9 protein-coding genes and 1 pseudogene are annotated in these 15,728 nt (G+C 45.7%); 6 read left to right on the top strand and 4 right to left on the bottom strand.

Features of this window, described 5'->3' with window-relative positions:
* The 3 genes and pseudogenes from L1283_RS06995 to L1283_RS06985 form a co-directional block, all read right to left on the bottom strand.
* A pseudogene (locus L1283_RS06995) lies at positions 1–465 on the bottom strand (transposase); the annotation flags it as partial.
* An 11-nt stretch (positions 466–476) separates the two neighbouring features.
* A complete protein-coding gene (locus L1283_RS06990) occupies positions 477–716 on the bottom strand; it encodes a DUF4372 domain-containing protein (RefSeq protein ID WP_145327922.1) in 240 nt (79 codons plus the stop codon).
* A gap of 333 nt (positions 717–1,049) precedes the next feature.
* Positions 1,050–1,517 carry a PA2169 family four-helix-bundle protein gene (locus tag L1283_RS06985; RefSeq protein ID WP_075994905.1) on the bottom strand — a complete coding sequence of 156 codons (468 nt, stop codon included), beginning with the start codon at positions 1,515–1,517 and terminating at the stop codon, positions 1,050–1,052.
* Positions 1,518–1,723: 206 nt separating this feature from the next.
* Between L1283_RS06985 and L1283_RS06980 the strand changes: the two genes are divergently transcribed.
* From L1283_RS06980 to L1283_RS06960, 5 genes are all read left to right on the top strand, one after another.
* Positions 1,724–3,439 (top strand): FAD/NAD(P)-binding protein, encoded by a 1,716-nt coding sequence (locus L1283_RS06980; RefSeq protein ID WP_429625982.1) that lies wholly within the window; start codon positions 1,724–1,726, stop codon positions 3,437–3,439.
* A gap of 137 nt (positions 3,440–3,576) precedes the next feature.
* Entirely contained in the window at positions 3,577–7,197 is a 3,621-nt protein-coding gene (locus tag L1283_RS06975; protein WP_429625981.1) for a response regulator, read from the top strand.
* Positions 7,198–7,217: 20 nt separating this feature from the next.
* The gene (locus L1283_RS06970) at positions 7,218–7,592 is read left to right on the top strand and encodes a response regulator (RefSeq protein WP_088162353.1); all 375 of its coding nucleotides are present in this window, start codon (positions 7,218–7,220) and stop codon (positions 7,590–7,592) included.
* Positions 7,589–8,416 (top strand): CheR family methyltransferase, encoded by an 828-nt coding sequence (locus tag L1283_RS06965; RefSeq protein ID WP_312352608.1) that lies wholly within the window; start codon positions 7,589–7,591, stop codon positions 8,414–8,416. The genes L1283_RS06970 and L1283_RS06965 overlap by 4 nt, the downstream gene beginning before the upstream one ends.
* An 84-nt stretch (positions 8,417–8,500) precedes the next feature.
* Positions 8,501–9,157, top strand: a complete 657-nt coding sequence (locus L1283_RS06960; RefSeq protein ID WP_312352607.1) for a response regulator transcription factor — start codon at positions 8,501–8,503, stop codon at positions 9,155–9,157.
* Between the two features lie 153 nt (positions 9,158–9,310).
* Here the strand turns inward: L1283_RS06960 and L1283_RS06955 are convergent, their stop codons facing one another.
* A complete protein-coding gene (locus L1283_RS06955; protein ID WP_312352606.1) occupies positions 9,311–12,040 on the bottom strand; it encodes a DUF5695 domain-containing protein in 2,730 nt (909 codons plus the stop codon).
* A 254-nt stretch (positions 12,041–12,294) separates the two neighbouring features.
* On the opposite strand from L1283_RS06955, the gene L1283_RS06950 reads away from it, so the two are divergent.
* Positions 12,295–15,696, top strand: a complete 3,402-nt coding sequence (locus L1283_RS06950; RefSeq protein ID WP_312352605.1) for a family 43 glycosylhydrolase — start codon at positions 12,295–12,297, stop codon at positions 15,694–15,696.
* Positions 15,697–15,728: the final 32 nt, after the last annotated feature.

The raw sequence follows: 15,728 nt of genomic DNA, 5'->3' as shown, positions 1-15,728 counted from the left end.
ATTGGTCAAAAAGTGGTACTCATTGCCAGTGGTGCTGTCCCAAAAGTGGACTAGGCGTAGCGGCTTGCCGTTGTATTTATTGCAGGCAGCACCGGATAGCTCAATGAGCTCATCCTTAAGGATCCCCTTTTCCATGAGTGCTTCACTCTGATAGGACTTGATAACCTTGTACTTCATATTAACTTTACTCCTGGTAACGAAGTAACACCCCCTGCTGTCCAAATCCCCAAGCCAGCTGTAATCCACGTAGCCACGGTCCACTACCACCACGCTTCCCTTGGAAAAACTGTAACTACCGGCTCGCTGGCTCTCATGTACTTTTCCATCGGTAATCTGCATAAAAACAGGTAGGCAGCCATCATAATCCAAGACAGTGTGCAGCTTTACGGCACCTTTGGTGCTGCGAAACTTTGCCCAGTCAAATACAGATAGACATAAGGGGATGATGCTTGCATCCATCAGATATACTTTACGCTTTAGCTGACCAAGATCTTTGCGAAAATGGGTGTCCTTTTACCAGTGGTACTGCGTAGACCGTTACTAATATCACGAACCGAATCTGCCGAGGAAAAATGACAGAAAAGCATACTGACTAGATGCGTCCAGCTGTTGATCCCTTTCTGATGTTTGTCACTTTTGTGCTTTGAAACCAAATCTTTGAATAATTCGCGGTCGATAAGAGATAAAATCTGACTAAAAACATTTAAATTTATCATGGCGGTGTGTTATAATTTTGCAATTTAAATATAGCAACTTTGCTATATCCAAACACCGCCACTTTTTAAACGTTTAGGACGCAAGTGATGTAAAATATTACTTTTTTTAACCGTTTATGTCAATGCTGCTATAATATATGATTTTTCAGATTCCCTTTTTCCGCTTATGGTTACGACAACAATCTCTGTTCGGGAGAAATGGAAGCAATCAGCAAAAGCGGCGCTACATTCTTGGCTAAGATGAGTCGATGATGAAGTCGAGACATAAAAAAAATACCGAAGCAATATACACTTCGGTATTTTTCGTGAAAAAGAAAAATTACTATTTCAATCTTAGAGGGTTTTGCTATCGCGCAGCATTTTAATGATATTATGCGCTTCAAGCTGTTTGCTGAGCTGTGTATTGATTAAGCTATGAACATTTTGCGAAAGTTCTTCCGATCCTTCAGCCAAAGCTGTTTGATAAGTTGATTTGAAGGCATCTTCTCCCTGCTCACAGGTTTCGAGCAGGCTTCTTTCGTCATCTCCCGTAATATTCACTTTTATCCCCATCCAGGCGCGGAAAAGCTTGCCGCTAAGCATGGTGCTATCCGTCGCCTCTTTGCCTTCAAGCTCAACATAAGGTGTCAACTCGGCAATAAATTCTTCCGATTGTCCGATAAATTTTTGAAATGTTGGTATAAGTTTATCTAAACCATGACTTGTCGCCAGATCAATAGCTTTTTTATAACCCTCGATGCGGTCGTTGTTGATCTTAATAATGTCATTGATGATCTCTGGATTGTTGATGTTGTTTTCCATAATATTGTTATTTGTTATCATTTTGTTTATTCGAAAAACAGCAGGTACCTGGTGATCGTTTGCAGAATCCGAGATTCAGGTATTTAAATCGTGGCCCGTATTTATCCCGTTTTTTATTGTCCGGGAATAAATGGGCCTAAAACTTTCTGCAATTTACCCTTGTTCTTAGAACCGAATACTGTCCTTTAGGCAGCGCAACGAAAACTATGCAACAAAACATTCATGTAGCCATTATCGGGGGTGGACCCAGTGGCCTGTTTATGTACAAGAGATTGGTCGAAAAGAATATAGCCGGTCTCAAAGTATCTATTTTCGAGTCCCGCAAGCAATTGGGGGCAGGGATGCCTTATAGCTACGAAGGTGCTACATCGGAGCATCTAACTAATGTCTCGGATCATGAAATTCCCGCACTGGTTTCGACGATTGAGGATTATGTTCAATCCTTATCGGAGACCACGCTCCGAAGCTATGGCATCGATGTTGACGATTTTAATCGCTACAAAGTGGTACCACGGCTGCTCCTTGGCCGCTATCTGTCGGAGCAGTTTATGCTATTGAAACGGATGGCGGATGGAAAGGGGATAGAAACACAGATTCATCTCGGCAGCCAGGTCAGTGATATCATTGATCTCGATAGCCAGATGCAGGTTAAAATCATGGTGGGCAGCACCGATACCTATATCGTAGACAAGGTTATCATCTGTACCGGACATAAATGGCCAACCAGGTATGAGGGCAATGTAGAACATTATTTTGAATCACCCTATCCGCCGTCAAAGCTCGCCTTAAAAACAGACCATGCAGTAGGCTTACGTGGCGCTTCGCTCACGGCAATCGATGCTATCCGTACACTGGCACGCCACAATGGGTCTTTTGAGGCGCTGGAGACAGGTGAGTTAAGATATCAGATCGACCCGGGAAGTGAAAATTTTAAGTTATTGATGCATACCCGCAGTGGTCTTCTGCCTGCGATCCGATTCCATCAGGAAGAACCTTTCCTAGCCAACAAGCTCTTGATCTCCGAAGAGGAACTCATGCTTAACAGACTTGAAAATGAAGGTTTCGTGTCGTTGGATTTTCTGTTCGATCGTAATTTTAAAGCGCAGTTTAAAGAAAAGGATCCCGACTTTTATGCGATCGTGGAAAAGCTCAGCCTGGAAGACTTTGTAGAAGCAGTACTCAGTTTAAGGGAACAGAAAGATGCCTTCGAGGGATTTCGCCAAGAGCACGAACAAGCGCTGAAATCTATCAGAAGGCGTCAGTCTATCTATTGGAAAGAAGTGCTTTCTGCCTTGAGCTTTACCCTGAATTACCCGGCCAAATATATGTCTGCCGAAGATATGCTGCGTCTAAAAAAAGTACTGATGCCGTTGATTTCCATTGTCATCGCTTTTGTGCCGCAGAGTTCCAGTCGTGAGCTCCTCGCACTACACGATGCTGGTCGGCTGGAAGTGGTCAATGTTGGTACGGACAGTCGGGTTGAACCTGCGAGCGACCGCGGCGCTAACTATTTTTATACCGATGAATCTGGGATAGAAGTAAAAACCTATTATAAGACATTTGTGGACTGTGTAGGACAGCGCCCCTTGAACTTTGAAGAATTTCCTTTCAAGAGTTTAGTCGACAATGGCAATGTCAGTCCAGCTTACCTGCGATTTCGTTCAGTGGAACAGGCCAAAGAACAAATGCTGGCAGGCAACGACCATATGTTTGTAGCTCCGGATGGCGCCATTTTTTTGCAGGTGCCCGGGGTAAAGATAGACGACAGCTTCCGGCTGGTAGACCACAGCGGCAACGCCAGTCAACGTCTTTTCATGATGGCTGTACCTTACATGGGCGGCTATAATCCGGATTATTCGGGCCTAGATTTTTGCGCCGCTACCTCGGCTATTATTGCCAGCAAGATTGCTGAAGGGGGATAAATACGTAAGTTTTTGTTAAAATACGGTAAGATAGTTGGGGCCGGGCGACACGGGATTTAATTTAAGCTCCCTATTGCTATATTTGGCGGCCATCTAAATCATCAGTTGGCATTGTCTTAACTCAATTGTTGAAAAGCATGCCTAAAACTATTTTAAGAAACCTGCAGGTAGGTTTTGGAATTTCACTGTTGATCCTGTTAGCGAGTTCAACGGCTTCTTATGTGAGTATCCGTAAGCAGATCCATAATAGTGCGATGGTCGATCACAGTCGCCGTGTCATGAGCCGTGTCAATAAAATTTTGCAGGATTTACAGAATGCAGAAACGGGCCAGCGCGGCTTCCTGCTGACGGGGATGGATAAGTTTCTCGATCCCTACAAAAATGGTCTTCAGTCTTTGCCTCAATCGCTGAGCCGCGCGCACGATCTTACGGCTGATAACCCAGCGCAGCAGAAGGTGATTGATACCCTGTCAACACTTGTTCAGTCTCGACTAAATCGATTAGAGAATTTGGTGAACATCAAAAAACGAGGTGGTATGATCTCTGTTGCCCAGCTTGAAGAAGGAAAAACCTATATGGACAGTTGCCGTTTGTTGATCAGCAAAATCATAGATAAAGAAGAATCGCTGCTCAATCGACGTTCAGATGAACTTACACGCTCTTCGGGATACACCTCCATATTTGTTTTATTGGCTGCGGCAGTTTCGTTGCTGATTACGCTGTTTTTTTACTTCCGCCTCAGGGCAGATTTCTTTAAGCGTGAGGAGTTGCAGAATGACCTGAAACGAAAAGATGAGGAGATCCAGCGCCGACTGAGTATTACTCAGCGTATAGCACGCGAGATTGCTGCCGGCAATTATGAAATGCAGATTCAGGATGCCGAACAGGACGATCTGGGCAGCTTGACAGGATCCCTCAACGAAATGGCTAGGTCGCTCAAAACATCTTTTGATGAACTCAGTGATAACAATTGGCATCAGGCCGGACTAACCCAGCTGAGCAACCTCTTGATGGGTAATAAACAGCAGGAAGAGCTCACAGCCGTTACGCTCGGCCATCTGACAAAATATGGCAACTGTGTCAATGGTGCCATTTACCTGATGGAACAGGATGAACTTGTCTTAAGGGGGTCCTATGGACTCGAAAATCCCGACCATAATCGCTTCGCTCCAGGAGAAGGCATGGTCGGTCAGGTCTTTAAAGACGAGAAAGAAAAGTTATTTGAAAACCTCGAAAATAGCAGCTATGTTATCAGTTTTGCCAACGGAAAGGTGCAGGTGAACAACCTTTTTATCTTGCCTATTTTTGAGGATAACCAATGTATCGGTGTGATGGAGCTGGGGGCATTACAGCCTTTTTCTTCCATACAGTTGACATTTTTTAGAGATGCAGTGCAAAAGGTAGGTACTACACTTGCGGCGGCGCAGGCCAGACTGGTGGTGCAGAATCTATTGGAAGAAACCCAGGCACAGACCGAAGAGCTGCAGGCACAGCATACCGAATTGGAATCCCTTAATTCGAGCCTCGAAATGCATACGCATAAATTGCAGGCATCGGAGGAGGAACTCCGTGTGCAGCAGGAAGAACTGGTGCAGTCTAACCGTGAATTGGAGGAACGCTCCAAACTGTTGGAAGATAAAAATGTTGAAATTGCCGAACGAAATCAGGAAATTCAGAAAAAGGCGGCAGAGCTTGAGCAAAGTACACGCTATAAGTCTGAGTTTTTGGCCAATATGTCGCATGAACTACGTACACCGCTCAATTCAATTCTGTTACTTTCCCGTTTGATGGCCGAAAATTCGGATGGTAACCTGAATGAAGAGCAGATGGAATCGGCAGCTGTGATCCAAAGTTCGGGAAAGAGCCTGCTGACCTTGATAGATGAGATTCTGGATCTTTCCAAAATAGAGTCCGGAAAAATGGATCTGGATGTACAGCCTGTATATTTTGCCGATATACTGAATGGACTGACGGCTATGTTCGGACCAATCGCCGCGGATAAGCAGCTCGGATTAGAAATGAGCGCCGCGGAGGGTTTGCCGATTCAGCTCGAAACAGACAAGCAGCGCCTGGATCAGATTTTACGTAATCTATTGTCGAATGCCATCAAATTCACAGCCTCGGGTAAGGTTACCTTGCATATTGACCGCGAACAGTCGCAGAGACACCGTATCGTATTTGAAGTGCGCGATACGGGAATAGGAATACCAAAAGACAAGCAGCATCTGATTTTTGAAGCTTTTCAACAGGCTGATGGTTCGACGCGCCGCAAATTTGGGGGCACTGGACTGGGGCTCTCGATCAGTCGGGAACTGGCACGTCTGCTCGGAGGCGAAATCTTGTTGGATAGTGAAGAAAACAAAGGCAGTGTATTCCGCCTTATCCTTCCGGAGCAGATTTCGGGCAACATGCCATCCGTATTTGCTGCGGATTTGCAGCGACCAACGATCGGAGAAACAGACGTTGAAACGCTGGAGCCCGCTGTAGTGGAACAAGATTCACAAGTGGCAGTGCAGGCCGTGGAAAGGATGCCTGAGATTCCTATTCCAGCCGATATTCCTGATGATCGCGATAGCATCGTCGCAGGCGACCGCTTTATCCTGATTGTTGAAGATGATATTGAGTTCGCAAAGATCCTGCTGAAATATACGCGTCAGCAAAACTACAAAGGTATCGTGGTCGTCCGTGGTGATATCGCGGCGGAGATGGTGGCACGTTATATGCCGTTGGCGGTCCTATTGGATATTCAGCTTCCACTTAAAGATGGATGGCAGGTAATGGCTGAGATCAAGGAAAACCCCAAGACTCGTCATATACCCGTGCATATTATGTCTTCTTTACAGGTTAAAAGAGAAAGCCTGCTTCAGGGCGCCATAGACTTTATCAATAAACCGATGGCATTGGAACAGATGGGTGATATGTTCCGTAAAATAGAGGCTGCCCTCACGCGGCATCCCAAAAAAGTACTGATCGTTGAAGAAAATCCCAAACATGCGGCGGCGCTGTCGCTCTTCCTTGAAAGTTTTGACATTGCCTCGGAGATTAAGAGCAATGTAGAAGATAGCATTGTGGCGCTGAGCTCAGACACTGCCGACTGTGTGATCCTTGATATGGGGGTTCCAGACCGTGTTGGCTACGAGACATTGGAGGCTGTGAAACGAAACCAAGGCCTTGAAAATTTGCCGATTATTGTATTTACCGGTAAGAACCTCTCGCAGGTAGAGGAAATGAAATTAAAACGGTATGCGGATTCTATCATTGTAAAAACGGCTAATTCCTATCAGCGTATTTTGGACGAAGTGGGTTTATTTCTACATCTCGTAGAGGAAAATAATGGTCCTTCTACCAAATCGCCGGGTGGACTTGGCTTTTTGCAGGATGTTCTGCAGGGAAAAAAAGTACTTGTAGCGGATGACGACATTCGAAATATTTTCTCGCTAACCAAAGCGCTCGAAAAATATCAGATGACCGTGGTGCCGGCAACGGACGGAAAAGATGCGCTGAAACAGCTGGAAGATAATCCGGATGTGGCGGTGATCCTGATGGACATGATGATGCCCGAAATGGATGGTTACGAAACGATTGCTTCGATACGAAAAGATCAGCGATACGAAAACATGCCCATTATTGCTGTTACAGCCAAATCAATGATGGGGGATAGGGAAAAATGTATTGCCGCAGGAGCGTCTGATTATATATCCAAACCGGTGGATATCGATCAGCTATTGTCTCTCTTGCGCGTATGGCTGTATGAATAATAACGCAATAAATAAGGAGCATGGATAAAAACAAAACCATATTGATCATCGACGATGATCAGAACAATATATTTGCGTTGAAATTGGCTTTGAAGTCAAGAGGTTTTCAGGCGATAGGCAGTCTGTCTGCAGAAGAAGGACTTGCTCAGTTACGGGATCATGGCGGCATAGGTGTTGTGCTCATGGATATGATGATGCCCGAGATAGACGGCTATGAAGCTACCAAGCTGATCCGTGATTCATGGAATGCAAGTGAATTGCCTATCATCGCCGTAACGGCACAAGCTATGACCGGTGATCGTGAAAAATGCCTGTCTGCAGGAGCAAATGGCTATATCTCGAAACCGATCGACATTGAACTGCTTGTGCAGATGATAAGAGAAATAGCAGGATGACCACAGGGAAAAAAATTGTCAGCCAAGAGCAGGTCATGATCCTGATGGAGGATGTGGAGCGTCTCTATGGTTACGACTTTACCCACTATACGAAAGCATCCTTATCGCGGCGGATCAACCAGCTTTGCCTGCTGGATAATTTTGCGAGTTTCGCCGAGCTACGTTATCGTGTTGTCCACGATCCGGAATACGTGCAGCGATTTGTCGAAAAGATGACCGTGAACGTAACCGAAATGTTTCGTGATCCAAGCTTTTTCGCAAATCTTCGCCATGAAATCCTTCCAAAATTGCGTACTTCGCCCTTTATCCGCATCTGGATAGCGGGCTGTGCAACAGGTGAGGAAGCGTACTCGCTGGCAATTTTATTGCAAGAAGAAAATCTATTGCACAAATCATTGATCTATGGCACCGATATCAACCCCTCGGTGCTCGAGCAGGCAAAGAAGGCCGTCATCCCGATGGCAAATCTAAAATCCTATGTCGAAAATTATCAGCTTTCGGGCGGTAAAGCTGATTTTTCAGCGTACTACAGCGCGAATTATAATTGGGTAAAACTCAATTCCACCTTGCGGGAACGTATTGTTTTTGCATCTCACAATCTGGTGAGTGATGCTTCTTTTAATGCTTTTCAGCTGATTCTATGCCGCAATGTGCTGATTTATTTTGATACGCAGCTTCAGGCCAGGGTATTGTCCCTTTTTGATGAAAGCCTCGAAACATTCGGATACCTCGCCTTGGGCAGTCAGGAGACACTGCGCTTTTCTGCGTTGGCACACCGCTATAATCAGGTGGGCAATGAAAAGATATGGCGAAAGGTGAAGTAGACTTGTAGGGGATTTTTACTTGAACTAAATTTAAAAAATAGCCTATTAAAAAAAATAAAGTATCTTAGTAGGATTGGAGGAAAAATGACTAAAATTCTTTTAGTTGATGACCATCGACTTGTGCGAAATGGGATACGCTTGATCATTGATACCCACGACAAGCTCTCGGTGGTAGGTGAGGTCGACAGTGCAGAGGATGCATTGATCTATCTTGAACAAAATGTATTGCCGGATCTGGTTTTAACGGACCTGAATATGCAGGGCATGGATGGTGTAAGTTTCATCCGGATGGCCAAAAAAATATATCCTGATCTTAGGTTTGCTGTGCTTTCCATGATTGAAGATCCGGTTGATGTAGCCGAAGCTTTTCGGAGTGGCGCAGACGGGTATCTATCTAAAGGGGGGGATTATGATGAAATCTTATTTGGATTGTTACGTTTATCTCATGGGCATAAATATCTGATGACCAATTTCGGTCTACGGTTTATGGAAAATTTTGATGTTGAGAATAGCGCGAATGTTGATGTTACTTCACGGCTGTCGCAGTATGAAATCACAGAAAGGGAATTTGCCGTACTGGAACTCATTGCGCAGGGTTTTACCGCTGTGGAAATTGCGGATAAGATCTTTTTGAGCAAACGGACTGTCGAAGGGCACCGTCAGAATCTGATGGACAAAACCAAAAGCAAAAATACAGCCGATCTGATCCGTTTTGCATTTCAGCAAAAACTGCTGAGCTAAATAGCACTGTGAAAAAATAGCCTTTGTTTTGAATCGGGCTTCCATGTAAATGAAAGCCCGATTTTTTTGCGTCTTATGATCGCTTGTGTTTCTAGCATGGAGGCTGGCGAAGATATAGGCCATGTTTTAGTAGGCTGTTGTCTGGATTCTTTTCTACTTCAGCTTTTTCAATTTTACTGTTTTTGTTGATAGGGGTATTACATAGCGATTCAATGGATCTTGGTTTATTCCTTCCACCTCATAATGGCTTTCGGGATTTACATTGAGCAGAATATTTGTGCTGTTATGTTTTGCTTCATTATTGAAGATCAGGGTGACGCTGCGGTCTTTTTGATCGTAATGTAATTCGGCAATTTCTCCGGCATCTGTGGTCAACCAAAGATTTTCTTTTGCCAGGAAGACACGTCCTTTGGAAGCTGTAGTCAGGGCAACCTTGACCTGTTGTTTTTCGGTTTTTAGATTTCCGCTGAAAGCCAGCCAGCCAAATTCGGAATGTTCGACAATGTAGGTTCCCGAATTGACGGCATAACCATAAAAGCCGGTTCCATAATCGCCCGAGATGCCGTCATTGGCCAGTGTGGATGGGTAGGAGTGGAATGCTCCCGGGCCAAAGCCGTCGGCTGTGACATTGGCCAATGCACCCATCATACCTGCATGTCCGATACGGAGCAGGTAGAAATCGTCTGGATGGTCGCGGTAGGCCGTAAGGACGGGAATGGCATTGAGGGCCGAACCATAATGATGCAGCTGCCGCTCGATACGGGAGAGCTTGCCGCCATAGACAAAATCCCAATAACGGCGTGCACTGCCATTGTAACCCCAGTGCGGCACGGTAGGCATGTAAGCAATGATGGCATTGAGCGTCACTTGAGCTTTTTCGTCGAAGCCGAAAAAGCGCGACCAGAGGTATACCTCTTCCTGACCTGTAGAATCCCATGGCATCTCACTCCCGAATGGATAATTGAGGGTTTTCCAATGCTCTGCTCGCTTGCGCATGGCGGCTTCAAGCTTGTCGGCCATCGTTGTTAATCCTTCCTTACGGAGATCATTGAGGACGATAAGGAAGATACTGCCTTCCATTTGACCGAACTGCGCGTAATAAGGCGCTTTTTCGACCATGGCGATACTGGTCTGGTAAGCCCGTTCGAGGTACTTGTCCCAGGTTTCCTCATTGACCAGATTGTTGTAGTTGCGGGCGAGCCTGTACATCACCCAGTGTGCTGCCGCAACATGTGGATAATTGTAGGACCGTCCTATGTCATCGGCTTCCTTTTTGGGCCAGGCAGACCAGGTTTTCCAGTTGATATCCGAACGGTAGGTACCTGCGGGCATTGAATCTGGTTCATAATAAAAAAGGCTTTTGACAACACCATATTTCTTGTCGCCTTCTTTATGCTGGATATGACCGTATAGGGTCTCATTGACAAAACGTTTCAATTTGGCTATTTCCTGTTGATCAGGCTGCAGTACTTGTTTCATCAGGGCGGCAAGCCAGCTTGCTGCTCCGGCTTCATCGCTGAGGCCTGCAAACCAGGCGCTCCTATTTTGGGTGATGGGCTGCTGTTCTTCATAGTCATAGGATATGACAGACGGTGAACGGCCAAAGAGATCCTTGTCATTTTCATACCACTGCTTGGTGGTGAGGAAATGGCCCAGATCCTGTACAACTTCTTTTTCGGATTTGATTACTTTATAGTGGATCGTCTGCGTAATGCCATCCCTGTAGTTGATGGTAAGCCGTGCACGTCCCCAACGGTTGCCCTTCACTTCGTATTCGGTCCATTGCTGAGCTGTGCTTCCTTTTTTTGTCAGGGTCAATGCACCTTTGGGATAGACACTGACACTTTTGACCGCTTTGTTGTGCTTAACAAAAAGTTTGGCGGGATTGTCCATGGGGACAACATATCCGGGAAGTCCAATAGCAACAGGCCTATTGTTTTTCAATAACTCCGATTCAATTTGCCGGATACTTGGCGCGAGGACAAATTTTAAGGCAAAGGTCTTTGAATCATGTGGTTTCAAGAGGGTAGAAGTCGGTGTATTCCATTGTTCTACGCCTTTCCAGTCGGTCTCGGCATAGGCCTTACTGTGGATCATCCATTCATGAAATCCCTCAAAGGTAATACTTCGGGGGGTAGGGTCTGTATTGAGCGGATTGTAGGCTTCAAAACCAGCATTTTTGTAAGGTAATACCAGTAGACTCGGCCCATTGCCATGTAGGCGGTTGACCTGTAGATAACCCGCATCTTGGCCGATATAGGGATCGAAAAAGACATTCTGTGCATGTGCCTGATCGAGGTTTTTCCAATCCATGTTGTTGTTGAAGGGAAGTGGGATACCCAGCGCGCCGATTTCGATGGGATAATCGTTGGGATTTGAAACCTCAAAACTCAGGATCAGATCGCCTCCGTCATCTCGCCAGCTGCGTACAACCTTCAACGGAATATTGTTGAGCGTAGGGCTGATGTCTGCGCTTGCAAGATCGTTTTTTGCCGGATTTATTGGGATGACATGCTTACGGTCTGCCGCCGATGAGTAGGAAGTCCAGGGGGTATCACCCTGACGGCGCAAACTGATATTGATATCACCGATATGAAAAAACTTATTGCGGTCTCTTTTGCTCAGGAGCTCAACAGGCGTATAGTCAAAATCTTTTTCGCCGCCGTTGGGGCGAAAAGAAGATAGCGTCTGCGATGCATTGAGGATAGCTACATGGAGGTTTTTGAGGGTAAAGCTTTTGGCGCCCTCTTCTACACCTAAAGTGGCTTGCTGTGCTTTGACTGCTTTCCATACGGGGTGTTCGTCCTGTTGGCTATATACGCTGCTTGGCAACTGTGTGCATACGAGCGCAAATAGGATCCAATAGCTTTTTTTAAGATTCATTTTTGACATGTTATTGCTCATTTAATACGCCGAAGATCATTGTTCTTACAAAGATGAAGGATTGTACCCTCGATTTATGGGTAGATTTTAACCTTCAATAGCCCATTTTTAACCTATTAGCCCTCAAAATTTGTAATGCGATGATCGAAGTTATAAATTTAATGTTAAATAGACATTTATCGTAGATTTTATTTGTTGTAAAGTTAGTTGAATGGCGATATCGTTTTTTATGTACCAGTAAACTTTGTGTTATCATGAAACATCATTTTTCTTTCGCTATTTTGGTTGCACTGGTTATGTCGCTTACAGGGCTGGTGGCACAGCCGTTGAAACCCTACCAACAGCCTAATGTATTGAATCCACTGTTGCCTGGGTATTTTGCGGACCCGAGCATCAAGAAAATTGCAGATACGTATTATATCTATGCGACCACCGATGGTAATGGTTGGGGAGCAGGGCCATCACAGGTATGGACATCCAGGGATTTTAAGAACTGGACCATTCAACCCATGAACTGGCCCAATACACACTGGTACTGGGCTCCTGATATGACGCAGGGATACGACGGAAGATATTACCTCTATTATAGTCAGCCTGTAGAAATTTTTGGGGCAGTGGCCGACAGCCCCACAGGCCCCTGGGAACCTTTGGTAGCCGGTGGCAAATCGATGATCCCGAACTATATGGTTCCAGGTGTAATTACTCTGGACGGGCAAACCTTTCGGGATGATGATGGTCGCATCTATCTATTTTGGGGAACCTGGGGAATCTACCCCGATCATGGATGTGGGGTGGGGATACTCAACAGGGATATGAAAACGTTCGAAAAAACAGCATTGATTCCTAATACTGTGGCAAAGGACTTTTTTGAGGCGCCCTATATGTTTAAGCGTAAGGGCATCTATTACCTGATGTACTCCTCGGGGCATTGTGAAGATGGTACTTATCGTGTGCAATATGTTAAAAGTAAAATCGGTCCCATGGGACCTTTTGAATATCCATCGGCCAATCCGATATTGATTACAAACGAGGATGGTAGTATTCATGGTCCGGGACATCATAGTATTCTTGAACAGGATAATCGTTATTTCATCGTCTATCACAGGCATAATAACCCACATGCTGGGGGCGGCTTCCACCGTCAGGTTGCCATGGACGAGCTATTCTTTAGGCCTGACGGCGATATTGAGCCGGTGCGGCCCACACATGCTGGTGTGACAGATTTGCTTCCAACAGTTACAGGGCCGGTCGATTTGGCTTTTGGGAAAACGGTGAAGGCCTCCTCTTACTACAATACAGATTTTAGGCCTGCATTCTTAGTCGACAACAACAATGGAACACTATGGCGGGCCAAAAATAATCAAGGACCGGCCTGGGTAGCTATTGACCTGGGTAAGAAGCTGGATATACAGACCATATCCATTCAGTTTGAATACCCGACTTATGCCTATCAATACCGACTCGAAACTTCTGTGGATGGTCTTGCCTGGAAAAGCTTTGTAGATCGCTCGAATAATGACCGTTGGGCAAGTCCTATTGTTGAACATGGCAAAGCTATGGCAAGATATGTTAGATTACATGTATTGAACACGCAAGTGAATGGACTTCCTCGTGGCGTTTGGAACATGAAAGTGTATGCACAAAAGCTTGCGCAACAGACGCTGTGGTCTGCAGCACAAACGATGCCCGTCAAGGAAATAACATTGGGTAATTTAATCCATATCGATGCGGCCAATTACCAGGAGGGGCAACAGGTAAAAGGTATTCAGAATAAAGGGCTACTCGGGGGGATGTTCAGTACAGAACATGCCTTGGCCGTTAAAAATTATCAGGGTAAAAAGGCATTCTTCTTTGATGGAGCTACCGCATTGCGCTCGACTTTCACTGTGCCACAGTCGTTGGCTACAAATAGTTCTTATAGTATTGCGCTATGGGTTAATAATCCGGACATCGCCCGGTTTGAACAGTTGGTTGCCTGGTCGTCGGGGCAGCAGGATCTCAGTAAAGCGATTTTTGGTTATGGTACTGATCCCGGACGTGGGGCCATCACGCATGGCTCCTGGCCTGATTTGGGATATGCATCGGTTCCAGGCGCAAATATATGGCATCATATTGTATTTTCTTTTGACGGCTATCAGGAATCTATTTATGTGGACGGAAAGCTGCAACGCAGGGAAAATAGGATGCTGTTTGTCAGGCCCGGGGATGTTTTTGTCCTGGGAGCTTCGGATGTGCTGGATCAGCATTTTTCGGGCTATGTATCCAGTTTGCAGGTATATAATACGAGCTTGGATGAGGAGGAAGTGGCCAGTTTGGCCAATGAAGTCCCGAAATCGGATTTCTTTGGGCTGCAAACTGACGATTTAAATCTCGGAAAGCTCAGTACTTTGCGGAACCAGGGAACAGCAAAGGATACCTTAGTGGCGCTTGACGATGCGGAGGTGGTGGTAGCGGGAAATAGATTGGCATTGAAAGGTAAGGCTTTTGAAAGTGCGGCGCTAACGGACATTCTTCGTCAGCAGCAGTATACGCTGGATTTTGACTGGTACGACGGCGCTGCCTGGCAGCATGCTTTGTTTGTGCATGATAAAGGAAAAAAGCGCTTTTATCGCAATGGGAAGGCTGAAAAGCGGGTGTTTTCTGAAAAACTGCTGGGGGTAAATAAGACTAGCATTGAACTGGCTTATCCATTTCATTTCTTTCGCGCCTATTCTGGCACCTTAACATCGGATGAGATAAACGCAAAGTTCAGTCAGTGGAAAGCAGGCTTGGCCAATGGGCTGGACGGGTATGTTCCGCAGGTGCTTTCTCCGCCGCACCTGATCAATGCGGATCAGGTATTTGTACAGGTCGAAAAGCAAGCGGGAATGTGGTATCTCTTCCGTTCTGAGGGCGAAAGTTCAGGCTGGAAGCAACAGTCTTACCATCTCTTTAAATCATTCGAACCTGGAAAATCCATCGAAGTTCTGGCAAAGGATGCCTTTGGCCATGTCAGTAAGCCGGTAGTGGAAGGGGTTTCGGCGAAAAGGCCGCAATTGGTACAGCCAGCACACGATGAAAGCTATTCCGCCAAGGATCAGAAAATTCCTTTCTGGGATGGTTATCAATACAGTGAAAGAACCGACAGTACACAGACAGCGCTTTCCTACTTGAATGGAACCTGGAAAATCCAGTCCAAAAATACAAAATGGGGTGATGCAGACCTTCTGGCCCCCTTTGTTTATAAAGAGCTGGAGGGAGATTTCACGCTAGAGGTTAAGATAAGCGATGTGGCAGGCTTGGCCCGCAAAGCACGTACATCAAGTGAAGCCGGTATCATGATTCAACGCGTGGATAGTAAGGATGCCTACATCACCAATTGTATTTTGACGGGATGGAACCTGGGCAATCTTTCGCGGAGCATCGGCCCACAGATTTTTCAGGAAGAGAATACAGGAACCGGCCTAAATTTTTCGCCCTACCTTCAGGTTCAGAAGATCGGTAATTATTTCTTTTTGCGTTGCTCGGGAGATGGCATGGACTGGAAGGATCTTCCCGGAACACCGTTTCTACGCCCCGATCTGAACGGCAAAAGACTGCGCGTCGGACTTTATCAGATTGCCGGTAACAACCAGTTAGGTTATGGTGAATTTGAAAGACTTCGTATCTGGAAGTAAAAATGATATGTCCATAAAAAACGGTATTGAAC

It is taken from the genome of Sphingobacterium sp. HSC-15S19, from assembly GCF_050433745.1.
Lineage (GTDB): Bacteria > Bacteroidota > Bacteroidia > Sphingobacteriales > Sphingobacteriaceae > Sphingobacterium > Sphingobacterium siyangense.
The sequence above is the reverse complement of the archived record's forward strand: the minus strand, read 5'-3'. Positions and strand labels throughout refer to the sequence as shown.